Raw genomic sequence first — 25,418 nt, 5'->3', positions numbered from 1 at the left:
AACTATTTGGGAGGGCTTAATTACGCCGCCGGCCGCCTGCGGCACACTGCAATCTCAATCAGGTCGAGGGTTTTCGGAACCCTCATTCGATGGAGGTTGCCATGAACGACAGCTTTGCGTCTTCCACTTGTCTGGCGGCACCGGCAATGCACACGGGCCGCCGGCGCTACAGCCTCGCGGTTCTGCGCAGCCTCATCGCGGAGCACCGCAGGCAGACCTATTTCCGCTTCGAGCTCAAGCGGATGGCGAGGGACAATCCGCATCTGATCGACGATATCGGGCTGACAAAGAAAGAGGTCGAGGCCGAAATCGCCAAGCTGCCCTTCTGGCAGCGATGAGGCCGCAACAGTCGCCTTGGAAAGACAAAGAGCGGCCCATCGGACCGCTCTCTTCGTTTGCAACTGCCCTAACCTTACTTGGCGTTCGGGTTCGGCATCCAGGCCGGCATCGCGACATCGGCATGGGCGAACTGCGGCAGCCTGGCCGACAGGTCTTCCATGTTCTTGATGTCCTTGTCGATCAGCTCCTTCTGGGTGATCAGCGTCGGCGGTACGATGACGTTGTGGCCAGGATCCTCGCCGGCGAGAAGCTGCGCCAGCGCGCGCACCGAGACCTGGCCGACGACGGCCGGGTTGGTGGCGGCGGTCGCCGCCCAGGCGCTGTCCGGCTCGCGCATTGCGGCGATGTCCGAGGTCGAGATGTCGGCCGAGTAGATCTTGATGCCCTTGTTCAGGCCGGCCTCGTCGACGGCGATCTTCACGCCCTTGGCGAACTCGTCATAGGGAGCGAACATCACCTTGATATCGGGATGCGCCTGCAGCACCGAGCGCGCCTGGTTGGCGACGGAGTTGGCGATCGGGTTGTCGAGCGTGCCGAACATGGCGACCTCGCTGATGCCCGAAAATTTCTTCTTCACGTCCACCCAGGTTTCGTTGCGGCGGTCGAGCGGGGCGATGCCGGCGACATAGACATAGCCGGCCTTCCAGCTCTCGCCATTGTCCTTGACGGCCTGCTCGAGCGCGAGCTTGGCCAGGTCTTTGTCCGACTGTTCGATCTGCGGGATCTTCGGGTTCTCGACATTGACGTCGAAGGCGACGACCTTGATGCCGGCGTCGACAGCGCGCTGAGCGGCGTCCTTCATCGATTCCGTCAGGCCGTGCTGGATGATGATGCCTTGCACGCCGAGCGCGATGGCCTGGTCGACCATGTCGGCCTGGAGCGCCGCATCCTGGCGGCTGTCCAGCACGCGCAGGTCGACGCCGAGCGCCTTGGCCTGCGCCTCGACGCCCGACAGATAGGCCTGGAAGAAGTCACCGGTTGACAGATAGCGCACCAGCGCGATCTTGACGCCGGGCTTGTCGAACGGCGCCGGTCTGTCCGCCGCCGATGCGGTTCCCTGCATCAGCAGCGCCGCGCCGGCGAGGCCGAGCGCCGCCTTCCCCAAAAGTCTTCTTGTGATGCTCACTTTGTTTTCCTCCGTTTTGTCTCAATACCCCGGTCGAAACTATCTCTTGCCCCTGCCGGAAAGGGCGAAGGTGAAGACAAGGGCGACGACGAGCACCGCGCCCTTGACGAAATCCTGCGTGTAGTAAGGAGCGTTCATCATCGTCAGGCCCTGCAGCAGGACGCCGACGAACACCGCGCCGACGGCGGTGCCGAAGGCGTTGGGCTTGGCAGCGCCAAGCACCGCGTAGCCGATGAGCGCCGCCGCCACCGCGTCGAGCAACAGATTATTACCCGAGGCGATGTCGCCGCGTCCAAGCCGGGCGGCGAGCAAAATCCCGCCGATCGAGGCAAAAACTCCCGAAATCACATAGGCCCAGATTTTGTATGCCTTGACAGGCGCGCCGGCGAGTTCGGCGGCGCGTTCGTTGCTGCCGACGGCATACATCATGCGGCCGAAGCGGGTGTATTCGAGGAAGAACCAGATCAGCACCGCAAGCACCACCAGCACCACCACCGAGACCGGGATCAGGTTCGGAATGAAGAAGTCGATGCGGTGGCGGCCGAGCGCCAGGAAGGCTTCCGAGAACTTGCCGTTGGCGACCGAACCGTCGGGCATGGTCATGCCGGTGGCGATCGAGCGGCCCTCGGTCGGGATGCGCTGCAGGCCGAGCAGCAGGAACATCATGCCGAGTGTGGCCAGAAGATCGGGCACGCGCATATAGACGATCAGCCAGCCATTGATCAGGCCGACGATGACGCCGATGACCAGGCAGGCGATGACGGCGACGATGGCGTTCTGCTCCAGCACCACCATGGCGTAGGAGGCCGCCATCATGGCGCTGGTCGCGACCGAGCCGATCGACAGATCGAAGCCGCCGACGACCAGCGTCGCGGTGACGCCGAGCGCCAGCACGCCGGTGATGGCCACCGACTGGAAGATGAAGACCGCGCTCTGCGGCGAGACAAAACCGTCGGCGGCGACCGCGAAATAAGCGATCAGCCCGACCAGCAGGACGATGAAGCCGTAGCGGATGGCGTGGTCGCGCAACATCACCCAGCGCCCCGCCGCGCGGCATTCAAACTCAAACGCATTCCCAATCCACTCCCTGCAATTTCTCGACCTTCATGGGGCGCTGTTCAGCGGTCCGCCGGCCACTTCCGCCAGCAGCCGGTCGAGGTCGATATCGGCGTTCCTATGCTCGCCGACGATGGTCTGTTCCGACATCACCAGGATGCGGTCGGCGGTCTCCAGCGCCTCATCGATCTCGGTGACGAAGATCAGCGTGGCGCGGCCGTCGGCGCTGGCCCTGAGCTTGGCGGCGATGTCGCGCCGCGCCGAGATGTCGACGCCCTGGAACGGCTCGTCGAGGATGAACAGGCGCGAGGCCTGCGACATCCAGCGCGCCACCATCACCTTCTGCTGGTTGCCGCCGGAGAGCGCCGACAATTCGTCTTTCTCCGACCGGCAAACGATGCCGAGCTCGTCGATCTGCCGGCGTGCGACAGCGCGCTCGGCGCGCTTCTTTATGACCCCGAATCCCGACATGCGCTTGAGGAACGGCAGGCTGATGTTGCGCTCGATGTTGAAGTCGCCGACGATGCCGCTTGCCGCGCGATCCTTGGCGACGAGGAAGACGCCGGCGGCGATCGCCTCGCGCGCCGAACCCGGCGCGTAGGGCTTGCCGTCCATATGCATGGTGCCGGCGAGCGGCCTGCGCACGCCGAACAGCGTTTCGGCCAAGGCCGTCTTGCCGACGCCGACCAGGCCGGTGATCGCCACCACCTCGCCGGTGCCGAGCGTCATCGAAATCGGTTTTGCGCCATGCGCGATCCTTAGGGCTTCCGCCGTGAAGACAGCGCGAGCCGAGCTTCTGGCGACGACCCGGTCGAGATGGATCTTGCGGCCGAGCATGGCGTTGACGGCGCCCTCGTAATCGAGCGGCTTTTTGTCGAAGGCGCCGGAGATAACGCCGTCGCGCATCGACACGATCCGGTCGGCCAGGCGCCTGATATCGGACATGCGATGCGAGATATAGAGGATGGCGACACCATGACCGCGCAGCCGGTCAATCAGCGAAAACAGCCGATCGGCCTCGGCGCTCGACAGCGACGAGGTCGGCTCGTCGAGGATCAGCACTTTGGGCTCGTGAGCCATGGCGCGCGCGATCGCCACCATCTGCCGATCGGCCAAGGCAAGGTCGGCAACTCGCGCCTTGAGGTCTATTGTCAGCCCCATACGGTCGGCGACGGCCCTAGCCTCCCTGCGGACGTTGCGCGGCTTGAACAGCATCGACGCGCCCTTGCCGCTCAACCGGTCGAGCGTCAGATTGGTGGCGACGTCGAGATCGGCGACCACGCCATCATTGATGTTCTGATGCACGGTGACGACGCCGGCGCGGATGGCTTCGGCGGGGGTCTGCGGGTCGAACGCCTTGCCGGCGAGCTGCATGGAGCCGGCGCCGTGCGAATAAACGCCGCTGACGATCTTGACCAGGGTGGATTTGCCGGCGCCGTTGGCGCCCATCAGCACTGTGACCTCGCCCGAATGCAGTTCGAGCGAGATGCCGCCAAGCACCTCGTTCTGGCCAAAGGATTTCCTCAGGCCCTCCACACGGAACACGGCATCTGCGCCCATTCGTTCCTCCCTGATCCGTGACGCTATGGGCTCATTCGTCAATTGTCAACACGATTGACATTTGCCAGAGCGCTTCCTAGCTTGGCCTCGCCGCCGTGGCTCCGCTATCGTCGGAAACCACGCGCAGGAGGGGAGAGAATGACCGGAAAGTTCGAAGCATTGTCGGTGGAGACACTGCCGAAGCGCCTTGGCGGGACCGCGGCGCTGACCGAGCGCATCGGCAAGGATGCCGGCCGCTGGAAGGTACGCGAGGTCGGCGACGGCAATTTGAACCTCGTCTTCATCGTCGAGGGCGACCAGGGCGCGGCGGTGGTGAAACAGGCACTGCCCTATGTGCGGCTGGTCGGCGACAGCTGGCCGCTGCCGCTCAAGCGTTCCTTCTTCGAATATCATGCGCTTACCAGGCAGGAGCGCCGGGCGCCCGGCTCGGTGCCGGCGATCTATCATTTCGACGAGAGCCAGGCGCTGATCGTCATGGAGTATCTGGCGCCGCCGCACGTCATCCTCAGGCGCGCGCTGATCGACGGGCGCGAATTGCCGAATATCGCGCCCGACATCGGCCTGTTCATGGCCCGCACGCTGTTCCGCGGTTCGGACCTGGCGATGGCGGCAAAGGATCGCAAGGCCGATCTCGCGCTGTTCGCCGACAATGTCGAGCTCTGCGACATCACCGAGAACCTGGTGTTCTCCGATCCCTATTTCGACGCCAAAATGAACCGGCACACCAGCCCGCAGCTCGACGGCCTGGTGGCCGAACTGCGCGCCGACCGCGACCTCAAGGTGGAGGCACAGCGGCTGAAGCATCTCTTCGCCGCCAATGCCGAGACGCTGCTGCATGGCGATTTGCATTCGGGCTCGATCATGGTCACCGACACCGAGACCCGGATGATCGATCCGGAGTTCGCCTTCTACGGCCCGATCGCCTTCGACGTCGGCATGCTGCTTGCCAATTTCTGGATGGCCTTCTTCTCGCAGCGCGGCCATGAGGAAAAGGGCAGCCGCGCGCCGATGCGCGCCTATCTGCTCGGCGTCACGGCCGAGACCTGGGCAACCTTCCGCGCCGAATTCTCGCATCTGTGGCGCACCGAGCGCAGCGGCATGCTCTACCAGAAAAGCCTGTTCGAGGATCAGGGCGATCTGCTCGGCGCCGAACAGGCGCTCGATCACATGCTGCATTCGATCTGGACCGACCTGCTCGGCTTCGCCGGCATCGAGGTGCACCGGCGCATCCTCGGGCTGGCCCATAACGCCGATTTCGAAACCATTGCCGATCAAGACCTGCGCGCCAGATGTGAGGCCAAGGCTTTGCGCTTCGGCCGCCATATCGCCGTCAACCGGCGCCAGATCCACAGCATCGACGAGGTCAACAATCTCGCCGCGCTGATCGAACGGGAGAACAGAATTTGAACGTCGGCGAACGCCACTACCGCACCATCTGGCTCAGCGACGACAAGCGGTCGGTCGAGATCATCGACCAGCGCTGGCTGCCGCATGAGTTCCGCGTCGAGACGATAGGAACGGTTGCAGGCGTCGCCACCGCCATCCGCGACATGTGGGTGCGCGGCGCGCCGCTGATCGGCGTCACAGCAGCCTATGGCGTCGCCATCCAGATGAAGGACGATCCGTCGGACGAAGCGCTCGACGCGGTGTGGGAAACGCTCAACAGGACGCGGCCGACAGCGATCAATCTGCGTTGGGCACTGGACGAGATGCGGCGCTTCCTCAAGCCGCTGGCGCCCGAAGAGCGCGCCGAGGCCGCCTACCGGCGCGCCGCCGAGATCGCCGACGAGGATGTGGGCTTAAATCGCGCCATCGGTGAGAACGGGCTTGCCATCATCAAAGAGATCGCGGCGCGCAAGCAGCAGGGCGAGAGCGTCAACATCCTCACCCATTGCAATGCCGGCTGGCTGGCAACGGTCGACTACGGCACCGCCACCGCGCCGATCTATCTGGCGACGGAGGCCGGTATTCCCGTGCATGTCTACGTCGACGAGACCAGGCCGCGCAACCAGGGCGCCCAGCTGACCGCCTGGGAAATGGCCGGCCACGGCGTGCCGCACACGCTCATCGTCGACAATGCCGGCGGCCATCTGATGCAGCATGGCGACATCGACATGGTCATCGTCGGCACAGACCGCACCACCGCCAATGGCGACGTCTGCAACAAGATCGGCACCTATCTGAAGGCGCTGGCCGCAGCCGACAATGACGTGCCCTTCTACGTCGCGCTGCCCTCGCCCACCATCGACTGGACCGTGACCGACGGGCTGGCCGAAATCCCGATCGAGGAGCGCTCCGGCGATGAGGTGTCGCTGGTCTGGGGCAAGACGGCGGACGGCAAGATCGCACAGGTGCGCGTCTCGCCGGATGCCACGCCGGCCGCCAACCCGGCCTTCGACGTGACGCCGGCAAGGCTGGTGACCGGGCTCATCACAGAGCGCGGTGTGGCGAAAGCCTCGCGTGAGGGGCTGAAGGCGATGTTCCCGGAGCGGGGGTGACGGCAGGACAGAGGCGGGCGCCGTCCCGCCGACGTTACAGTGCTTGGGTTCCTCGCCCCGCCAAAGGCGGGGAGAGGTGGCCGCGAAGCGGACGGAGAGGGGCCTTCGTAGGGCGCTCCCCTCTCCGTCTCGGCTTCGCCGAGCCACCTCTCCCCACACTCGTGGGGCGAGGAACCTTGATCTTGCGGCGCCGCGATCCTTCGCGCCCCCCTCTGCCCTGCCGGGCATCTCCCCACGAGGGGGGAGATCCGCCAATCATCAATTGACAGCGCCTGCCTCCCCCTCCATACCTGCCCCCGTTAATGTTCTCAGGGCGGGGTGAAAGTCCCCACCGGCGGTAAGGGTTTCGACCCGAGCCCGCGAGCGCCTCCCGGCGACGGGAGGGTCAGCAGATCCGGTGCGATTCCGGGGCCGACGGTTAAAGTCCGGATGGAAGAGAACGATCGCTAAAAGACGATCCGCTCGCGCGGGTCGCGTTTTCGCGTCGTGCGTCCTGATTCTGGTTCGAAACGGAAGGAAGGACCCATGAATCAGCATTCCCCTAAAGACTATGAGACTGTTCGCGTTGCCGTCATTCGCGCGCGCTGGCACGCCGATATCGTCGATCAATGCGTGCAAGCCTTCGAGGCGGAGCTTGCCGCGCTCGGTGGCTTCACCGTCGACGTCTTCGACGTGCCGGGCGCCTATGAGATCCCGTTGCACGCCAAGACCTTGGCCGAGACCGGCCGTTACGCCGCGATCCTCGGCACTGCCTTCGTCGTCAATGGCGGCATCTATCGCCACGACTTCGTGGCGAGCGCGGTCATCGACGGGATGATGAACGTGCAGCTTGCGACCGGCGTGCCGGTGCTGTCGGCCGTGCTGACGCCGCACAATTTTCACGATAGCGTCGAGCATCACCGCTTCTTCCACGAGCATTTCATCGTGAAGGGCAAGGAAGCGGCGAAGGCCTGCGTCGAGATCCTCGCCGCACGAGCACGCATCGCTGCTTAGGCCTGCCAAAGACCGGATTTCAGCGCTGCAACAAGAATTGCGGCTGCAAAAGGTTGCGGTAGGTTCGAAATCCGGCCAGAAGCAACGGGGCCGCCCGAGACCCAGGCGGCCTTTTCAAACATAGGCTCGAACCAGATATGGAGACTAGTCGTTGGCTCGCATCACACTGAGACAATTGCTCGACCATGCCGCCGAACATGGCTATGGCGTGCCTGCCTTCAACATGAACAATATGGAACAGGGCCTCGCGATCATGGAGGCGGCGGAGGAGACCAAGTCGCCGGTCATCCTGCAGGCCAGCCGGGGCGCTCGCGCCTACGCCAATGACGTGGTGCTGGCCAAGCTGATCGACGCGCTGGTCGAGATCCACCCCGACATCCCGGTCTGCATGCATCTCGACCACGGCAACAACGAAGCCACCTGCGTCACCGCGATCCAGTACGGATTCACCTCGGTGATGATGGACGGCTCGCTGAAGGAGGACGGCAAGTCGCCGGCCGACTATGCCTATAATTCCGGCATCACGCGCCGCGTCGTCGACATGGCGCATTGGGGCGGCGTTTCCGTCGAAGGCGAGATCGGCGTGCTCGGCTCGCTGGAGAGCGGCGGCGGCGAGCAGGAAGACGGCCACGGCGTCGAAGGCGCGATCAGCCACGACCAGCTTTTGACCGACCCGGAACAGGCCGTGCAGTTCGTCAAGGACACGCATGTCGATGCCCTGGCCGTTGCCATGGGCACCAGCCACGGCGCCTATAAATTCTCGCGCAAGCCGGATGGCGCGGTGCTGGCGATGAACGTGATCGAGGAGATCCACCGCCGCCTGCCCAACATGCATCTGGTCATGCACGGCTCCTCCTCGGTGCCGGAGGAGTTGCAGGAGATCATCAATAAATATGGCGGCCAGATGAAGCCGACCTGGGGCGTGCCGGTGGAAGAGATCCAGCGCGGCATCAAGCATGGCGTGCGCAAGATCAACATCGACACCGACAACCGCATGGCGCTGACCGGCGCTATCCGCAAGGTGCTGACCGAGAACCCGTCGGAGTTCGATCCGCGCAAATATCTGACGCCGGCGATGGCCGCGATGCGGAAGCTATGCAAGCAGCGCTTCGAGGAGTTCGGCACCGCCGGCAACGCCCAGAAGATCAAGCCGCTGCCGGTCTCGGAAATGGCCAAGCGCTACAAGTCGGGCAGCCTCGACCCGAGATTCGGCTGAGCATCACCCCATGCGACCGGTCGCCATCCGGTCGCGCAAAAGTCGTCCCGAACGCCGCCGAGGGCTATTCGGCGGCGTTCGGCGTTTCAGCGTCGGCGCGGATCAGCTTGATGTCGGCCCCAGCTGCCCAGGCGCCGATGTCCTCGCGGCGCAGCGCGGCCGCCATCATGTCCGGGAAATGGTCGGGCGTGCAGGCAAAGACGGGAATGCCCAGCGCCGCGACAGACCCCGCCATCGACGGATCGTAGCCGGGACGCCCTTGGTCTGTGAGCGCCAGGAGAACGATGACGTTGACGCCCGAACGGACGAGCGTCGCCAGCCTTTGCAAGAGCTCCTTGCCGTTGCCGCCTTCGTAGAGATCGGTGATCAGCACGAAATGCGCCTTGGTCCGCCGCTCGATGCGTTCGGCGCAATAGGCGACCGCCTGGTTGATATCGGTGCCGCCGCCGAGCTGGACGCCAAACAGCACCTCGACGGGATCGCTGAGCTCTTCGGTCAAGTCGACGATCGCGGTGTCGAAGCAGACGAGTTTCGTCCGCACCACCGGTAGCGAGGCCATTACCGCGGCGAAGATCGAGGCGTAGATGACCGAGCTTGCCATCGAGCCGGACTGGTCGACGCAGAGCGTCACCTCGTCGAGGTCGACCAGCCGGCGCTGGCGGCGCATGAAGCCGACGAGCTTTTCCGGCACCACGGTCTTGTGGTCCGGCTGGTAGTGGCGAAGGTTGGCCGTGATCGTGCGCGGCCAGTCGATGTCGCGCTGGCGCGGCCGGTTGGTGCGCCGCGACTTGTCGAGCGCGCCGCGGATAGCCTCGGCGGTCTTCTGCTCCAGGCGCTGCATCAGCTTGGCGACGATGTCGGCAATGATCGAGCGGGCGATATCCTTGGTCTTGTCCGGCATCGCCGAGCGCAGCGAGATCAGATCGGCGACGAGATTGACGTCAGCCTCGATCGCCTTGAGGAACTCCGGCTCCATCAGCATCTGTTTCAGGTTGAGCCGCTCGAAGGCGTCCTTCTGCACCACCTGGACGACCTGCTCGGGGAAGAACGATCGGATATCGCCCATCCATTGCGCGACGCGCGGCGCCGAACGGCCGAGCCCGCCACGCCGCTTGCGCGGGTCGCCGGCGGTGTCGCCGCTGCCGTCGCCATAGAGCGCATCTAGCGCCGCCGACAGTCGCCGGTCCTCGGCCGACAGCGCGGATGAAGACTCATCGTCGGCGCCGATCGCCAGCCGCCAGCGGCGCTCCCTGTTGTCTCCCGTCGGATCGAGCTTCGGCCCGGTAGCTTCATCAACCATGGCTGGCCTCCCCCGCAAGCAGCTTGCCGAGGAGAGCGAAATGCCTGCGCCATGCCTCGCCGCCGTCCGGCGCGGGCTTGAGCCCGGCGGGCAGGCTCGCTCTCTTGCCGAGCACGGCCTCGATCAGGCGGCGGCGCTCCATGCTGTCGAGATTGGAGAAGACGCGGCGCAGCAGCGGCAGATGCGCCACGAAAGCCTCCTCGTCGAGCGATGCCAGCCAGGCGTCGACGGCGCCACGCAAACCCTCGTCGTAGATCAGCCGCTGGCCGGCGCCGCTGAAGAAACCTTCGAAGAAGGCAGCCGCATCGAGAACGGGAGTCCCCGGCGACAGGCGCTTTGCCAGGAGGTTGGCGGTCTCATCCGCTGAGAGTCGCCCGGCCTCGTAGAGCAGATGCGCGGCGCAGCCGGCGACCAGCGCCGTGGAACGCGACGAATCGAGCACGGCCGCCAGTCCGTTACGCCAAGCCTCCAGGACATGCTCGCCCGGTTCGACCAGCTTGATCGCCCCGTCGGCCTTGCGCAGTGCTGCCATCAGCGCGGCTGCGGCCTGCGCGTCGAGATCGCGCGCCGCATAAGGCAGCGCGATGGAACCCTCGATGATCAGCCGTTCCAGCAGGCCGGCGAGGCGCTCCGTCTCGGTCTTGCGGGCTTCGCCGTAGCGGATGATGTCGGCCAGCGGCGGCACCGAGGCCAGCAGTTCCAGGCACTCGCTGCTGTGCGCCGCCTTTTCCTCGAGCGCCGCGAGGCCAGCGGCGGATGCTTCGCTCAATGCCGCCGTGATCGCGCTTTGCACCAGCGTGGCCAGAGCATCGAGCGTCGCGGCAGCGCCGATCATTTGGATCAGCCGGCCATTGGCGGCCTTCTCGATGGTCGGTCCGTAGACCAGGTTCTCGACCAGGCGGACGGCATATTCCGGCTGCCAGGCCAGCATCCAGCGCTCGCGGAACGTGCCGCGGCTGCGGCCGACATCCGTCAGCCTGCCCCAGCTGACGCCAAGCACGTTCAGCCGGTGCAGCAATGTCGAGCGAAACAGCCCGCTCTCGCTGCGCAGGTCGACCGAAAGCTCCCGCTCCAGCGCCTCGGGCTTCAGCCGGGCCGCCTTCTGGTTGCGCTGCAAGTCGTCGATCAGCGGCGCCAGCGGGGTGTCGGGCGGAATCTCGCCGACATCGGCGCCGAGCAGCAGCTCGGCCTCGACCATCTTCCACAGCAGGGCCTCGCCGTTGAAGAGGGCCGAGATCGAGGCATCGCGCAGTTCCTCGAAGCCCGGCTTCGGCCGCTCGCGGATGGCGGCAAGCGCGCGGGCGAGACGCTCCGCTTCGATCAGGGAGGCGGTCGAGATCATGTGGCCCTTGGCGCGAAGCACCGAGGCGATGCGCGCGAGCCACAGGACCGAGGCGTCGCCCTGCCCGCGCGTCTGCCACAGATGCTTGCACCATCCGGGCGCGACGACGCCGGCGCCGTAGCCGTAGCCCAGCGCCAGGCGCGGTCCGGTCCAAGGCGCGTAAGTCATCGTGGTCTTGCGCCGGCCGATACCCTTGAGCAGCGCCTGGTCGCTCTTTTGCGTGTGCGCCGCCTGCAAGGCCGGCACATGCCAGGCGCCGCAGACGACGGCCAGCGGGCCTTCGAATTCTTTCCGCGCGGCGGCGATCTCGAGCCGCATATGCGCCTCGCGCATCGCCTCGAACTTGCCGATCGCGCCCTCGCCGTCGCGCAGCGTCGTCATCGCGTCGGCGATGGCCGCGAAGATCGGGCCGGGTTCGGGATTCTGCTCGATGATGTCCGACCACCAGCTCTCGCCGTCCTCATAGCCGGCGGCGCGCGCCAAAGTGCCGATCGGATCCTGGATGCGCGTGGGTTCCTCGGCCTGCTTTTCTGTGACTTCTGCCTCGGCTGCTTCAGTGTCCGCTGACCCTTCAGGCGCCTGCTCGGCGAGCCGTGCGGCGGACGGCAGGTCGATGAAGCGCAGCGCCGCCCCGTTGGCGACGGCCCAAAGTGCAGCCTGATATTCCGGCGAGAATTCGGCGAAGGGCCAGAAGCTGGTTGCGGCGGGATCGTCCTCCGGATAGCAAAGCAGCGCCACCGGCGGCTTCATGTCGGGGCTGGCGAGCAGCGGCAGCAGCGGCGAGGCATCGACCGGCCCTTCGATCAGCACGGCGAAGGGCTGCAATTCCCGCAACGCCTTGACCAGGCTCTCGGCGGAGCCCGGCCCGTGGTGGCGAATGCCGAAATAGCTGATGCCGCCTTGCGTCATGGCTCAGATGGCCGCATTGAGCGCCGCGTAGTAGCCGGCATAATCCGGCCGCTTCTTCAGCACCGTCTCCAGATATTCCTCGAGCACGACCTTGTCCTGCACCGGGTCCTTGACGATGGCGCCGACAAGGCTCGGCGCTAGGCCTTCGGCATGCAACTTGCCGTCGTCGAACCATGCCGCCTGGCTGAGGCCGCTGACCATCGTGGCGATCGCCTCGGCGGTGGACAGCGAGCCGGACGGCGTCTTCAAAGTCACCTTGCCGTCTGCGGTCGCGCCCGAGCGCAGCTCGCGGAAAATGGTGAGCACGCGGGCGATCTCCTCGCCGACATTCTTCGGCACCGGCAGGTCCAGCCCACCGGCCATCTCGCCGACGCGCCGGGAGACGATCGAGACTTCTTCCGCCATGTCGTCCGGCAAAGGCAGCACCACGACGTTGAAGCGCCGCTTCAGCGCCGAGGAGAGCTCGTTGACGCCCTTGTCGCGGTTGTTGGCGGTGGCGATGATGTTGAAGCCGCGCTGCGCGTAGATGGAGGTGTTCAGCTCCGGCACCGGCATCATCTTTTCCGACAGCACGGTGATCAGCGTGTCCTGCACATCGGAGCCCATGCGCGTCAATTCTTCCAAGCGGCAGAGCTTGCCGTCCTGCATGGCGCGGTAGAGCGGCGTCGGCACCAGCGCCTCCTGGCTCGGCCCCTTTGCCAAAAGCTGGGCATAATTCCAGCCATAACGGATCTGGTTCTCGTCGGTGCCGGCGGTGCATTGCACGACCAGCGTCGAATTGCCCATGATGGCGCCAGCGAGATGTTCCGAGACCCAGGATTTCGCCGTCCCTGGGACGCCGAGCAGAAGCAGCGCGCGGTCGGTCGCGAGCGTGGCGACCGCCGTTTCCATCAATTGCCGGCGTCCGACATATTTCGGCGAAATCACCGTGCCGTCGCTCGCCTTGCCGCCCATCAGATAGGTCAGCACGGCCTTGGGCGACAGGCTCCAGCCGGCGGGCTTCTGGCGATCGTCGCCGCGCGCGAGCGCCTGCAGTTCGGCGGCATAGACCTGCTCGGCCGGGAGGCGGATGGCTGCGTTCATGCGATCTTCTCCGGATTGATCATCTGTCGGATTGGGAACGATTTTCGGCCAGCGCCGCGTTGAGCCGCAACAGGCCGAGCGATGGGGATGCGGGCGGCAGGCCGGCGGCGACGACGTCGCCGATTAGTTTCTCCGCCGTCGCCGCCGTGGCGAGAAAACCTATGGCCTCGATATACTGCTCGGCGCTTCGTTTCATGACGTCGTTGTCACCCGAGACGGCGGAGCGCAGCGCCGAAAGCGTCTTGCCGTTTGCGAGGTCGCCCCATTCCAGCCAGCCTGCCTCCGCGCCTTCGACCAAGTTGAGCGCGTGCAGATTCTGCGCGTCATTCAGGATCTGCCTGATCAGGAGACGCTTCCTGCCGCTGTCCAAACGCAACATGAGCTGGAGGACGAGAAGCGTCAGCTTGCCGCCTTCGGCGACGAGCATATCCGCCAAACAGGCCACCGCCGCATCGCTGCCGGACACCGAGACCATTAGAACGAGAAAACGATCGGCATTGTCATCGACGCCGAACTGCCATGCGCCGATCAAATCAGGCTCTGTCTTGCCGAAGCGGGCGACGAGATCGCCGAAGTAGCAGGAAGCGAACAAGTCGGCGCGACGGGCCTGTTGCGCGGGCGACTTGAGTTTTATCGGTGCGTAGGTGGTACGGCGGCGAAGGAAGCCGGATTTGCCTTCCTCGATGAAAGCGGCCAGCTCGGCTGTCGGATCTTGCGGCCCGGCATCCGTTGGATTGCCACGCTCCCCCAACCTTGCCAGCAGCCGGCCCGCCATTTCCCGCACCTTGCCCGAGCGATCGGCAGAGAGGCTTTTCAGGAACGAAATGTCGTCGGCGCTCAAGCCGACACGCATGAGTTCAATAAGGGCGAGCCTGACCTCCGCCGGTTCGCTTGCCCCTTTGGTCTCAATCAGCGTCCTTGCCAAAGCAGGCGCGGCGCGCCGCAAATCGGCCAAAGCAATGCGGCGCGCTGCGGGATAGAAATCATCCCAGGTTTCCGCCGTCAGCTGTTCGCGTCGGGAGTGCTTTTCGCCATCCGCGCCAGCCTGCCAGTCGACCCAGGGGGCATAGACCTCCGGGGCGGCTTGGTCGGATGCGGCGGGCATCCAGTCCATGGGATGGGTGACGAAGCCGCGGCTGGCGACGAGCGTGGCCACGCGCGTCTTGAGCCTCGCATCGGCTGCATATTTCAGCGCCGCACGCAGCAACGGCCGTAGCCGTTCAGGGAGCATCGGCAAGGCCAGAACCGGCAGCGGCTGGCGCCGCTTCAACGTTTTCGGCGCGGCCGGGCGAAGCGCGACATCAAGCGCCTGCGCGGCGATGGCCAACAGCCGCCGCTCCTGTTCGTCGGGGCTGGCAGCCGAGGCGACCTCCTTCCATTCGGCGGGCGCAAGCTCGAAAGCCGCGCCACCCGAAATCCAGCCGTCGCGCAACCGCGCCAGTCCGGCTTGATCGAGCTCGCTCATGACAGATCGAGCCTCCCGATGCTGCTTTGCGAGGCCAGAAGCTCGAGCCTGGCGCCGTTCCAGAGCGCTGCCGTCGCCGCGAGATCCAGCCCAAGCAAAGTCTGGCTGACGGAGCCCGCGACAGGCAGGGCAATGCCGTGCGGATCGCTTGCCGCCTGCCACCAGGCGCCCTCCTTTTCGTCCAGCGCGATCGCACCGGCCGGCAGGATGACCGGGCATTCGGCCAGCCATGGCGCGCCGTCCTGAAAGGCGGCATAGGCGGCCAGCGGATCGCCGGCCGTGTTCGGAGCGAACACTGGCCATGCACCGGCCACCACATCGCCCAGCCGTTCCGCGACCAGGGCCCGGAGCGGATTGCGCGACGGATAGAACACCAGCCTCGCTTTGAAGCGGTCCCCTGGCGCGAAAGCACCGGACCGCCGGCCGGCCGAAGCCGGGAAGAAATCGAGCAACAGAGCAAAGCGCGGGGTTGTGCTCCCAAGATCTAACAGCCAGGTCGCGTGGCTGACGAGGCCGTCGCGGCGGGTCTCGATCTTCTCGCCGAGCACTTCCCAGTCACTTTCCACTTGGATCGCATCGGGATTGGCGAGGATCTGGTCGCGCGTCTCCGATGTCGAGACCAGACGTTTCAATTCGGCATCGTCGGGCGCGGCGCGCCAGGCCTTGGCAAGCAGCACCAGCTTGCCCAGCTCGCGGATCGCAGCGTCCGGCCGCTCCTCGCCGCGCAGCGCCATCAGCCGCGCCGGCAATTCGTCGATGCGACCGGCGAGCGCCGTCGCCTTCAGGTCGACAAGCCTCGCCGCGATGCGGCGGCAGCGCTCGCTCGAGGCATCGACAAAGCCGGCAAGGCCGAGCCGCAGTTGGTCGGCGATCCACTGGTCGAGCTCGTCAAGCGCGGCAGAAACCGCGCTTCGCGTGTCCTCCGCCCGCTTGCGCTGCGTCGCCTCGCGGCGTTCCGCGGCAGCCGTGTCCTCTACCGGCGCGCTTTCCGCGGGCCGCGTGGCTTCGTCGATGCTTTTGCCCTCGGAACCGGCCGCGGCCGGTATTGGAGACTGGCCGGGCTTGCGGCGCCGGCCGAGCCAATCGTTGACCCAGTCGGGCGTCTGGTCGACGAGCGCGAAGCTGTCTGGTGCCGTGGCGCCGATCCACGCCAGCGCCAGTATGTGCTTGCAGGGGAATTTCCGCGAGGGACAGGTGCATTTATAGCCGTGATCCGACGTGTCGAAGGCAACGCGGTAGGGATTGGAGCCCGAGCCCTGGCATTCGCCCCAGATCAGCGGCAGATGCTCATACGCTTCAAGCCGGGGCCAGTTCGAGCGCTTGGTCAGCTTCGCGGCTGCGCCAAGCGAGGCCTGGTCGGGAGCAAGCGCCTCGATTGTTTTCAAATCCAGCTGCAAGCCGCGCCTCACCCCCGAAGCATGATTCCGCAACGATAGATAGCCGTTTGCGACGCGCCGGTGTAGCTCCAGTCGTCGCAAAGTTTACGCCCCAATAAAAGGGCGCTTACATTTCGCGCAAAAACTCTATGACCATCGCCGCCGTCCAGGTGAAGCGGCCGCCGCCGAGCGGCTCGCCGGTGAGCGGGTCGTAATATTCGGCGAAGCCGCTTTCGGTGATCAGGTCGAGACTGGACTGGGTGATACGCCGGGCGACCTCAACGTGGCCGGCTGCCAGAAGCCCGTCGGCGACCATATAGTTGACCACCAGCCAGACCGGACCGCGCCAGTAGCGCTTGGCGTCGAAGCGCGGATCGCCGGGATCGTGCGAGGGGACGACGTGACGCGCCTTGCCGGCGAGGCGTTCGACCGTTGCGGCGATCGCCGCGGCGCGCGCCTGCGGGATGGCGGCGAAGGCGGCCAGGATGCCGCCAACGGAGGCGCTGTCGACAAGCTTGCCGGTTATGCGGTCGAGACACAGATACTGGCCGTGCGCCTCGCTCCACAGCCGCTCCATCGCCGCAAGGCCTCTTACGGCACGGGCTCGATTGGCATCGGCGATCCTGGTTTCGCCGAGCGCCTCGGCGAGATCGGCAAGGTCGGCGCAGGCGCGGATCAGGATGGCGTTGAAGCCGGGATCGACGATCTGGAACGGCGAGGCGTCGTGCAGCCTGGCATTATCCCATCCCAGCCCGCGAAAATGCTGCACCAGCCAGAGATAGCGGTCGTATTGCGCCTGGGTCGGACGGTGCGCCGGATCGGCGTGCAAAGTGTCGCGGCGGGTGTAGGGCTCGACGCCTTCGGTCGGCACGCGCTCGAAGGCTTCATCCCAATCGATGGAGTTGTCGCGACCGGACTCCCAAGGATGGACGATCGCAACCAGCCCCTCCCCCTTGGGGTCGCGGTTCTCATAGAAACAGCGATGCCAGGCGTCGATCCTGGGTAGCAGCGCGCGAGCACGCGCCGCGGCAAGTTTCCTGTCGCGCGCCCGGTCGAACAGGCGGCGCACGGCAAAGCCGGCGACGGCCGGCTGGGTGATGCCGGACGTCGCCGTCGGGCGGCCGGTGCGCCAGACCTCGGGCCCCGGAAAATAACCATCGTTCCAGACATGGAAGACGATATGCGGCACCATGCCGTCGGGCCATTGATGCGCGAACAGGGTCTCGATCTCGGTCCAGGCGCGCGCCTCGTCATAATGGGCGAGGCCAAGCGCCGTCAGGCAGGAATCCCAATTCCACTGGAACGGGTAGAGCCCCTTCGTCGGGACGGTGTAGTCGCCGTGGTCGTTTTCCTTCAGCACCTCGACGGCGCGGGCAATGATGTCTTTTGCGGCGGATGCGGTCATAGGGGATCGAGGTCTTTCAGAGGGCATTGGTGGTTTCGGGATCGAACCAGCGGATGCGGTCGGGCTTGGGAGCAAGCCGCAGGCGGTCGCCCACGGCAACGGTGGCGCCGGAGTCCAGGACGGCACGGAACAGGCCGCCCTCGACGTCGCAAGTGACCAGCGTGTGGGGTCCGAGCGGTTCGATGACGCGCACCGTGGCCTGCAACCCGTCGTCGCCGGCATCGACGTCCTCGGGCCGGATGGCGAATTCGATATTCTGCCTTTCCGATCTCGGGCCGGGCAGCGTCAGCCCGGCAACGCTCCAGCCGCCGTTCGCGGCCTTGGACGCGGGCAGGAAATTCATCGGCGGGTTGCCGATGAAGGAGCCGACGAAGCGGGCCGCCGGATCGCGGTAGACCTCGACCGGAGACGCTGCCTGGACGATGCGGCCCTGATGCATGACGGCGATGCGGTCGGCGAGGCTCATCGCCTCGACCTGGTCGTGGGTGACGTAAATGGTCGTGGTCTTCGAGGCCGCGAGCACGCCCTTCAGTTCGGCGCGCATCTCCAGCCGCAGCAGCGCGTCGAGGTTGGACAGCGGCTCGTCCATCAGGATGACGTCAGGCTCCACGGCGAGCGCGCGGGCGACGGCGACGCGCTGGCGCTGGCCGCCGGAGAGCTGGCCTGAGTAGCGCTTCAGAAGCTGCTCGATATGCATCAGCTCGGCGGTGCGGTTGACGCGGCGCTCGACTTCCTGCTGCGGCAATTTCTTCATGCGCAGGCCGAAGGCGATGTTCTCGAACACGGTCAGATGCGGGAAGACGGCATAGTTCTGGAACACCATGGCGATGCCGCGCTCGCGTGGCGGCAGATGGTCGACGCGGCGGCCGCCGATCCAGACCTCGCCCTGGCTTGGCGTCTCCAGCCCGGCAACGATCCTGAGCAGCGTGGTCTTGCCGCAGCCGGAGGCGCCGAGCAGCACCATGAATTCCTGGTCGGCGATGGCGAGGTCGACCTGATGCAGCGCGGTGAAACCGCCGAAGCGCTTGGCCACTCCCTTGATGGCGATTTCAGCCATGATCGTTCTCCGTCTCGCACGTCATCGGTTGGCGATCCCCCACATGGCGAACAGGTATTTCCGGACGGCGAAGATGAAGATCAGCGCCGGCACGACCAGGGCCGCGCCGCCTGCGAATTTGAGGTAGAGCGGCGACTCGCCGAGGCTCTGCAGCAGGAAGGCCGTCAGCGTGCGGTTCTCGATGGTGAGCACGGCGGCGGCGAACACCTCGTTCCAAGAGATGGTGAAGGCGAACACTGCCGAGGCTGCGACGCCCGGCAGCGCCAGCGGCAGGATCACCTTGCGAAAGGCCTGCCATCGGGTGCAGCCGAGCGTCCAGGCCGCCTCCTCGAGTTCGACCGGTATGCCGGAAAACAGCGAGAAGGTGATGAGCACGGCGAAGGGCAGCGCCAGCGTTGTGTGCACCAGCGCCAGACCGATCGCGGTGTCGTCGAGGCCGGTGCGGATGAACATCACCGCCAGCGGCAGCGCGAGCAGCGGCAGCGGGAAGGCGCGGGTCATCAGCACCAGGAAACGGAACGTGCCCTTGCCCGGAAAGTCGAAGCGCGACAGCGCGTAGCCGGCCGGCGCGCCGAAGCCGATCGACAGGATCATCGTCAGCGTGGCGACGAGGACCGAGTTCCACAGCGCCCTGGCGACACCGGCGAAGTTGATGAAGAAGGACAGGCTGCCGACATCGAAGGATGGAAAAAAGCGCTTGGGAAAGGCGGTGACCTGATCCGGCGACGACAGCGCGTTGACGATCAGCAGATAGATCGGCAGCAGCACCCAGACGCACAGCAGGACGGCGGTGGCGACGAGCAGCCAGTCGCCGGCCCTGCGGGCGTCGGCGGCCACGGCAACCGGCGCCTCCGCGGCGACGCTCATATCCGCGCCTCCTTCATATCCGGGCTTCCTTGGGCACGCGCAGCACTCTGAGGAAGAACAGCGTGAAGCCAATCGAGATGGCGAGGATGAGCAGTGCCGAGGCGGCGGCGACATTGCGGTCCTGCAGCGTGAACTGCCAGTTGTACGTCTCACCCATCAGCACCGGCAGGTTCGTTCCGCCGAGCGCCGCGACCACGGCGAAGACCTCGAAGGCGAGGATGACGCGCAAGATGATCGCCGTCTGCAGGCTGGGGCGAAGCAGCGGAAGCGTAATGCGGATGAAGCGCTTCCACGGGCCGGCGCCGAACACTTCAGCCGCCTCGCAATATTCCTTGGGGATCAGCCCCATGCCGGCGACGAGGATGACCATCATGATCGCGGTGGCGCGCCAGATCTCGGCCAGCGCCACGGCAACGAAGATGGTGAGCTTGTCCTGGTAGCCGAGAAACATGATCGGCCGGTCGACGATGCCAAGCGTCGAGAGCAGCGTGTTGAGGAAGCCGGACTGGTCGAAGATGGCAAGCCAGATCAGCCCGGCGGCAAGGTCGGAAATGCCAAGCGGGATGGCGAAGATGTAAAGTGCCACGCTGCGTCCGGTCTCCAGCCGCGACACGACGCTTGCCATCAAGAGCGCCATGGCGAGCTGGATCGGCACCACGATCGCGGCAAGCAGCAGCGTGTTGCTCACGGTGACCGGAAATTTCCAGCTGCCGGCCATGGTGCGGAAATTGTCGAGCGTGAAGGCGCCGTCGCGGGTCACTGCCTCGAAGGCGACCAGCGCGAACGGATAGAGGAAGAAGACGCACAGAAACAAAGTCGCGGGCATCAGCAGCAGATAGGGCAGAGCCTTGCCGTTCATGGTGTTTGTCCTTACGCGCCGCCGTCGAGCGCGACGGTCCGGCGCCCGGAGTGCAACAAACTCCGGGCGCCCCTCGGGAGGATCGGTCAGTCTACCGGGCAAGCCCCCTCGGACGGCTTGTCGGGCGCCCAGCACGGCGCCTTGGCCTGGTCGATGATCGCCTTGAGCGCGGCAGCCTGTTCTTCGAGCACGCCATGCACGTCCTCGCCGCCAAGCACGATGCGCTCGAAGCTGTCGGTGTAGACCTGGTTGAACTTGCCGCCGAGATCGCCCAGCCCCATCGGCAGCAACGCCGGCAGCGCGTCGGGCGCGCCGGTCATGGTGGCGATCGCCGGGCCGAAAGCCTTCACCGAGGCAGGCATGTCGTCGGGCAGCTTGACGTCGACGACAGGGAAAAAGTTGGTCGCCTTCAGCGTCGCGATCTGCGTCTCCGGCTTCAACATATAGGCGACCAGCGCCTTGGCCTTGGCCATGTCGGGCGAGGTCTTCGGGATGGCGACGCCGGCCACCACCGGCATGAAGCCGCGACCGGCAGGACCGGCCGGCGCCGGGAAGGCGACGAAGTCGTCAGGCTTCTGGTTGAAGGCATCGGCGAGGCGCGCGACATGGTCGAACGCAATCCACACTTCACCCGACAGCAGCGGCTCCTGCATGAAGGCGTAATTGGTCGAGTTCGGATTGGTGTACTGCCAAAGCTCCTTGAACTTGTTCCAGGCGGTCTCGGCCTCTGCGGAACGGAACTTGGTGACCATCGAGCCGGTGTAGGACGGGTAGAGAAAGCCTTCGAAGAAGCGGTGCTTCAGCCCCTTCGGACCGGCAGGAAAGCCGAATTTCGGCGAGCCGGTCTTTTCGGCGATGGTCTTCGACCATTCGATCAGCTGGTCATAGGTGATGGTCTTGAGATCGACACCGGGCGGCAGATATTGCAGCGCCTGCTTGTTCGCGGCCATCAGATAGGTGGCCTGCATCCAGGGCATATATTTCTGCTCGCCGGTGCCGAGCGTGCCGAGCTTCTTGTAGGCCTCGTTGACTTTGACTCCGCCGACATCGACAGCGGAGAGATCGACGAGGTTGGCGCCGACCGTGGAGAAGTCGCCATGCAGGCCGCCGAGCAGGCCGATGGTGCCGGAGCCTGCCTGCAACTCGGCCTGCAGGCGTGTCAGCCACGGGCCGTCCTCGGCGACCTGATAGTCGACCGGACCGTCGAAGCCCTTCAGCACTTCGTCGCGCATCTTCTGCGTTTCCTCGACAGGGCGCGCCTGCGTCGACCAGAACAGCACCTGCTGGGCCTGGGCAGCACCAAGGGCAAACGACAGCGCCAGCGCCGCACCCGCCAGTTTCCTCAACACATTGGTCATGCTCTTCCTCCCTGGATTGACGCCATCACGCCGGCGTCATCTTTCTTGTTCTCGGCGCGGGTCCATGGCTCGCCCTCGACACCAGGGCCGGCCGGATCAGACGGGTCAGCGGCTCAGCCGGTTTTTCAGCGATGATGGTGAGCAGCATGTCCGCGATCTCGCGCGCGCACTGGCGGATCGAGGCGTCGAAAGTGGTGAGGCCCGGCGGCGCATAGGCTGAGGCCAAGACATTATCGAAGCCGATGACGGAGAGGTCGCGCGGCACCGTGAGGCCGGTCCGCGCCGCCTCCTCCATGACCGTCAGCGCTAGTTCGTCGAACAGGGCGATGATCGCAGTCGGCCGGCTAGGACCCTGGAGCAGGCGGTTGACAGCCTGGATGCGGGCGCCCCGGTCGAAGCGCGAAGCGGTCGCCACGTCGAGCCGCACGGACGGATCGCCGCGACGGGCGATCGCGGCGGCGAGGCCGTCCTGTCTCAGATGCCGGAAGGTCATCGGCTCGGAAATCGTCACGAGGCCGAAATGGCGGTGGCCGAGATCGTAAAGCATGTCGAAGGCTTCACCGAAGGCATGGGCGCCATCGGTGTCGAGCCAGTTGTAGGCAAAGTCGCTGTCGAGCAGGCGGCCATGCGCGACGAACGGAAAACCCCTATTGCGTAGATAAGCGAGGCGTTCGTCGACCTCGGCGATGCGCGTGATGACGACGCCGTCGGCGCGTCCGGACTCGACGACATGACGCAGGACGGCAAGCTCGGCCTGGTCCTGCGCGGCGGTGGCGAGGATGAGATCCGCGCCATGCGCAACCAGCCCTTCGCCGAGCCCGGTGACGAATTCGCCAAGAAAGGAATCGACCAGGTGGGGCCCGCGGATCGGCAGCACCAGGCCGACGAAGCCGCTGCGTCCGGAAACCAGCGTGCGCGCCGCGGTGTTGGCCACGTAGCCGGCCTGGCGTGCCGCCTGGGCGACGCGCTCGCGCGTCTTCAAGGCGATCTGCTGATGGCCGGCGAGCGCCCGCGATACCGTCGTGATCGACAGGCCGAGGCTCGCGGCTAGCTCCTTCAGCGTGGTGACGCGGGCCGGCAATCGCTCCTCCATGAACGCGGTGTTGAAACGTTTGTAATCGCCTTTTTCGAAATTGCAAACGTTTTAAATTTTGCTAATAGTCGGCCGCGCGTGGCGCGGCAGCGAATGGGTTCGCCATCGCTCAGACGACGCCCGCGCCGCGGATGAGGTCGACGAAACGGCCGAAGACTTCCGTGTGACGGTCGACATCGCCGGCCGACGTCGCCGGGCACATCAGGAACATGGTGTGGAACGGCGTCACCAATATGCCTTCGTTCATGTAGAAGGCATGCAAAAGCGTCTCCAGGTCGCCGCGCCGGCCGGCAATGACGTCGGCGCCATTGCGCGGCGGGTTCGGCATGAACATGATCTCCGCGCGGGCGCCCGTCTGCGTCACATGCCAGGGCAAGGCGTTGGCGCGGATGATGTCCCACGCCGCCTCGGCAAGGCTCGTGGCGTTCGCGATCATTAGCTCGAAATTGGCCGGCGTCAGCACCTCTTCCAGCACAGCGCGCATGGTGGCGACGGTCAGCGCGTTGCCCGCCAGCGTGCCGCCGATGCCGAGATGCGCCGACTGGCGCACGCGTGGATTGACCATCGGCACGATTTTCCAAAACCGTTCGGCAATTTCACGCGAGACGCCAAAAATGCCGGCCGGAATGCCGCCGGCGATCGCCTTGCCGGCGACCAGCATGTCCGGCTCCAGCCCGTGCAGCGCGGTGTAGCCGCCAGGACCGCTGGAGATGGTGTGGGTCTCGTCGATGATCAGCACGGTGCCGGTGCGGCGGGTGATTTCGCGAAGTGCGGTGTGAAAACCCTCGGCGACCGGGATCATGCCGAAATTGGTCATCAGCGGTTCGGTCAGCACGCAGGCGACGTCGCCATGCGACAGCGCTTCCTCGAGCGCCGCGACGTCGTTGAATTCGACCACCCTTGAGACGGCGGAATGATCGACGCCGTTCGGGTGGATCATGTTGCGCATGCCGATCCTGCCGTCGCGGATCTCGACATGCGCCTCCTCGACGCCGCCGTGATAGCAGCCGGAAAAGACCAGCACCTTGTCGCGCCCGGTGATCATGCGCGCGATGCGGATCGCGCCACGATTGGCATCGGTGGCCGAGGTGGTCAGCGTCCAGTAAGGCAGACCGAAGCGGCGCGTCAGTTCGGCGCCGACCCAGAGGCTGTCCTCGGTGGGCAGCATCATGGTGCCGTTCCGCAGTTGGTGGAGCGCGGCGCGCGTCACCGCCTCGGGCGCGTGGCCGCACATGCCGCCAGTGTCGCCCAGCGCGAAGTCGACATAGTCGTGGTCGTCGATGTCGCGGATATGCGCGCCGCTCGCGGACGCGGCGTAGACCGGGAAGCCGCCGGCCCAGCGGCGCATCCAGTGCGACGGGCCGCCATAGAGGAAATGTGTCTTGCCCTCTTCCCAGGCCGCCGCCGAGCGCGGATGCGTGGCGAGGAACCGCGCCTGCTCGCGGTCGAGCAGGTCTTCGATGGTTACGGGTTGCAAAGCAGTCTTGCTGGCGGCCGTCACGGCGCTGAACTCTCCCTGGCGCGCAAAATCTGGGGTGCGTAGCCGTTCCAATCGGTCCATTATTTGAACCATTGTTTTGTATGTTATAGGTTACACTGAAGGCAGGACAGGCGCCTGTCAAGTTAATTCACATGCGAAGTATCTCGGAGAATGGACGATGAGCACGGTGGGCAAGGCGGTGTCGCTGCTGGAGTTGTTCACGCTGCACGAGCCGGAGATCGGGCTCTCCGATCTCGCCCGCCGCGCCGGGCTCGACAAGGCGACAGCCAGGCGGCTCTTGATGGCGCTCGCCGCGCATCGGCTGATCGAGCAGGAACCCCGGAGTCGCCGCTACCGGCTGGGCGCCGGCCTGTCTCGGCTCGCCCGCATCCGCGACGCGCATTTCCCCTTCGTACGCCTCGCAGCGCCCGTCATCCGCGAGCTGTCGCTCGAAACCGGCGAGACGGTGCATCTGTCCGAGTTCAGCGCCGGCGCGCTGCTGACGCTGCATGTCGAGCTGTCGGCCAAGGCCAACCGCGTCAATGTCGATGTCGGCCAGGTGCTGCCGTTGCACGGCACGGCGTCGGGCATCGCCTTCCTTGCCGCCTCGCGGCTGGAAGTGGTCGGCGCCTATCTCGAGAAGCCTTTGCGAGCCTTCACCGCGCATACGATGACGGGGCCGGACACGCTGGCCAAAGCCATCGCGTTTGCGGCCACAAGCGGCTATTCGCGCAGTTCCCAGGGTTATGAGGAAGGCGTGCACAGCATCGGCGCCGCGATCCTCGGCGCCGACGGCCAGCCGATCGGCACTCTGGCGGTCGCCTCGCCGATCTCGCGTATCGATGACGCGATCGCGGGCAGCCAGGGCGAGGCGGCGCTCAGGGCGGCAAGGCTGATCACGGCCCGACTGACAGGCGAGGCGTGAGCCGCGCCTTAAGCGCCGAAAGCCGCCGCTCCCCGCCTTTCGCCATTTTTTTCCTACCGGCCCAGCTTGTGAACATCGTTCATTTTTCTCTTGAACGTCGTTCACGATGTG

General features: G+C 65.6%; 21 protein-coding genes and 1 riboswitch. Of the genes, 6 read left to right on the top strand and 15 right to left on the bottom strand.

Features of this window, described 5'->3' with window-relative positions:
* Positions 1-101 precede the first annotated feature (101 nt).
* On the top strand, positions 102-338 hold the full coding sequence (locus DPM33_RS01875) for a DUF1127 domain-containing protein (protein WP_112095897.1): 237 nt from the start codon (positions 102-104) through the stop codon (positions 336-338).
* Positions 339-412: 74 nt separating this feature from the next.
* Here the strand turns inward: DPM33_RS01875 and DPM33_RS01870 are convergent, their stop codons facing one another.
* From DPM33_RS01870 to DPM33_RS01860, 3 genes are all read right to left on the bottom strand, one after another.
* Complete coding sequence (locus DPM33_RS01870) at positions 413-1,465, bottom strand: substrate-binding domain-containing protein (RefSeq protein ID WP_112095188.1); 1,053 nt, start codon at positions 1,463-1,465, stop codon at positions 413-415.
* 39 nt (positions 1,466-1,504) lie between these two features.
* Complete coding sequence (locus tag DPM33_RS01865) at positions 1,505-2,500, bottom strand: ABC transporter permease (RefSeq protein WP_112095187.1); 996 nt, start codon at positions 2,498-2,500, stop codon at positions 1,505-1,507.
* A 69-nt stretch (positions 2,501-2,569) separates the two neighbouring features.
* Positions 2,570-4,081 carry a sugar ABC transporter ATP-binding protein gene (locus DPM33_RS01860; RefSeq protein WP_112095186.1) on the bottom strand — a complete coding sequence of 504 codons (1,512 nt, stop codon included), beginning with the start codon at positions 4,079-4,081 and terminating at the stop codon, positions 2,570-2,572.
* 138 nt (positions 4,082-4,219) lie between these two features.
* Between DPM33_RS01860 and mtnK the strand changes: the two genes are divergently transcribed.
* From mtnK to fba, 4 genes are all read left to right on the top strand, one after another.
* Positions 4,220-5,488, top strand: coding sequence for an S-methyl-5-thioribose kinase (mtnK, locus tag DPM33_RS01855; protein WP_112095185.1), 1,269 nt, complete (start codon positions 4,220-4,222; stop codon positions 5,486-5,488).
* Positions 5,485-6,579 carry an S-methyl-5-thioribose-1-phosphate isomerase gene (mtnA, locus tag DPM33_RS01850; RefSeq protein WP_112095184.1) on the top strand — a complete coding sequence of 365 codons (1,095 nt, stop codon included), beginning with the start codon at positions 5,485-5,487 and terminating at the stop codon, positions 6,577-6,579. Before mtnK ends, mtnA begins: the two co-directional genes overlap by 4 nt.
* Positions 6,580-6,879: 300 nt before the next feature.
* A riboswitch (FMN riboswitch) is annotated at positions 6,880-7,024 on the top strand.
* An 80-nt stretch (positions 7,025-7,104) separates the two neighbouring features.
* Positions 7,105-7,572 carry a 6,7-dimethyl-8-ribityllumazine synthase gene (locus tag DPM33_RS01845; protein ID WP_112095183.1) on the top strand — a complete coding sequence of 156 codons (468 nt, stop codon included), beginning with the start codon at positions 7,105-7,107 and terminating at the stop codon, positions 7,570-7,572.
* 151 nt (positions 7,573-7,723) lie between these two features.
* Positions 7,724-8,788 carry a class II fructose-bisphosphate aldolase gene (gene fba / locus DPM33_RS01840; protein WP_112095182.1) on the top strand — a complete coding sequence of 355 codons (1,065 nt, stop codon included), beginning with the start codon at positions 7,724-7,726 and terminating at the stop codon, positions 8,786-8,788.
* Between the two features lie 64 nt (positions 8,789-8,852).
* Here fba and DPM33_RS01835 read toward each other — a convergent pair whose 3' ends face one another.
* The 12 genes from DPM33_RS01835 to DPM33_RS01780 all read right to left on the bottom strand — a co-directional run bounded on the left by DPM33_RS01835 (position 8,853) and on the right by DPM33_RS01780 (position 24,403).
* Positions 8,853-10,088, bottom strand: coding sequence for a VWA domain-containing protein (locus tag DPM33_RS01835; protein WP_112095181.1), 1,236 nt, complete (start codon positions 10,086-10,088; stop codon positions 8,853-8,855).
* Complete coding sequence (locus DPM33_RS01830; protein ID WP_112095180.1) at positions 10,081-12,339, bottom strand: DUF5682 family protein; 2,259 nt, start codon at positions 12,337-12,339, stop codon at positions 10,081-10,083. The genes DPM33_RS01835 and DPM33_RS01830 overlap by 8 nt, the downstream gene beginning before the upstream one ends.
* Positions 12,340-12,342: 3 nt before the next feature.
* Positions 12,343-13,422 carry an ATP-binding protein gene (locus tag DPM33_RS01825; protein WP_112095179.1) on the bottom strand — a complete coding sequence of 360 codons (1,080 nt, stop codon included), beginning with the start codon at positions 13,420-13,422 and terminating at the stop codon, positions 12,343-12,345.
* Positions 13,423-13,441: 19 nt separating this feature from the next.
* Positions 13,442-14,854, bottom strand: a complete 1,413-nt coding sequence (locus tag DPM33_RS01820) for a DUF5691 domain-containing protein (protein ID WP_245441960.1) — start codon at positions 14,852-14,854, stop codon at positions 13,442-13,444.
* A 29-nt stretch (positions 14,855-14,883) separates the two neighbouring features.
* Positions 14,884-16,284: an SWIM zinc finger family protein gene (locus tag DPM33_RS01815; RefSeq protein WP_112095177.1), complete on the bottom strand. Its 1,401-nt coding sequence runs from the start codon at positions 16,282-16,284 to the stop codon at positions 14,884-14,886.
* A gap of 106 nt (positions 16,285-16,390) precedes the next feature.
* Positions 16,391-17,668, bottom strand: a complete 1,278-nt coding sequence (locus DPM33_RS01810) for an MGH1-like glycoside hydrolase domain-containing protein (RefSeq protein ID WP_112095176.1) — start codon at positions 17,666-17,668, stop codon at positions 16,391-16,393.
* Between the two features lie 16 nt (positions 17,669-17,684).
* Positions 17,685-18,725: an ABC transporter ATP-binding protein gene (locus DPM33_RS01805; protein ID WP_112095175.1), complete on the bottom strand. Its 1,041-nt coding sequence runs from the start codon at positions 18,723-18,725 to the stop codon at positions 17,685-17,687.
* A gap of 21 nt (positions 18,726-18,746) precedes the next feature.
* Entirely contained in the window at positions 18,747-19,592 is an 846-nt protein-coding gene (locus DPM33_RS01800) for a carbohydrate ABC transporter permease (protein ID WP_112095174.1), read from the bottom strand.
* Positions 19,593-19,605: 13 nt separating this feature from the next.
* On the bottom strand, positions 19,606-20,451 hold the full coding sequence (locus tag DPM33_RS01795; protein WP_112095173.1) for a carbohydrate ABC transporter permease: 846 nt from the start codon (positions 20,449-20,451) through the stop codon (positions 19,606-19,608).
* Positions 20,452-20,537: 86 nt separating this feature from the next.
* Positions 20,538-21,809, bottom strand: coding sequence for an ABC transporter substrate-binding protein (locus DPM33_RS01790; protein ID WP_112095172.1), 1,272 nt, complete (start codon positions 21,807-21,809; stop codon positions 20,538-20,540).
* 25 nt (positions 21,810-21,834) lie between these two features.
* A complete protein-coding gene (locus DPM33_RS01785) occupies positions 21,835-22,902 on the bottom strand; it encodes a substrate-binding domain-containing protein (RefSeq protein WP_245441959.1) in 1,068 nt (355 codons plus the stop codon).
* A gap of 109 nt (positions 22,903-23,011) precedes the next feature.
* Positions 23,012-24,403 (bottom strand): transaminase, encoded by a 1,392-nt coding sequence (locus tag DPM33_RS01780; protein ID WP_245441958.1) that lies wholly within the window; start codon positions 24,401-24,403, stop codon positions 23,012-23,014.
* A gap of 157 nt (positions 24,404-24,560) precedes the next feature.
* On the opposite strand from DPM33_RS01780, the gene DPM33_RS01775 reads away from it, so the two are divergent.
* Positions 24,561-25,307, top strand: a complete 747-nt coding sequence (locus DPM33_RS01775; protein ID WP_112095170.1) for an IclR family transcriptional regulator — start codon at positions 24,561-24,563, stop codon at positions 25,305-25,307.
* Positions 25,308-25,418: the final 111 nt, after the last annotated feature.

Source organism: Mesorhizobium hawassense (assembly GCF_003289945.1).
Lineage (GTDB): Bacteria > Pseudomonadota > Alphaproteobacteria > Rhizobiales > Rhizobiaceae > Mesorhizobium > Mesorhizobium hawassense.
The sequence above is the reverse complement of the archived record's forward strand: the minus strand, read 5'-3'. Positions and strand labels throughout refer to the sequence as shown.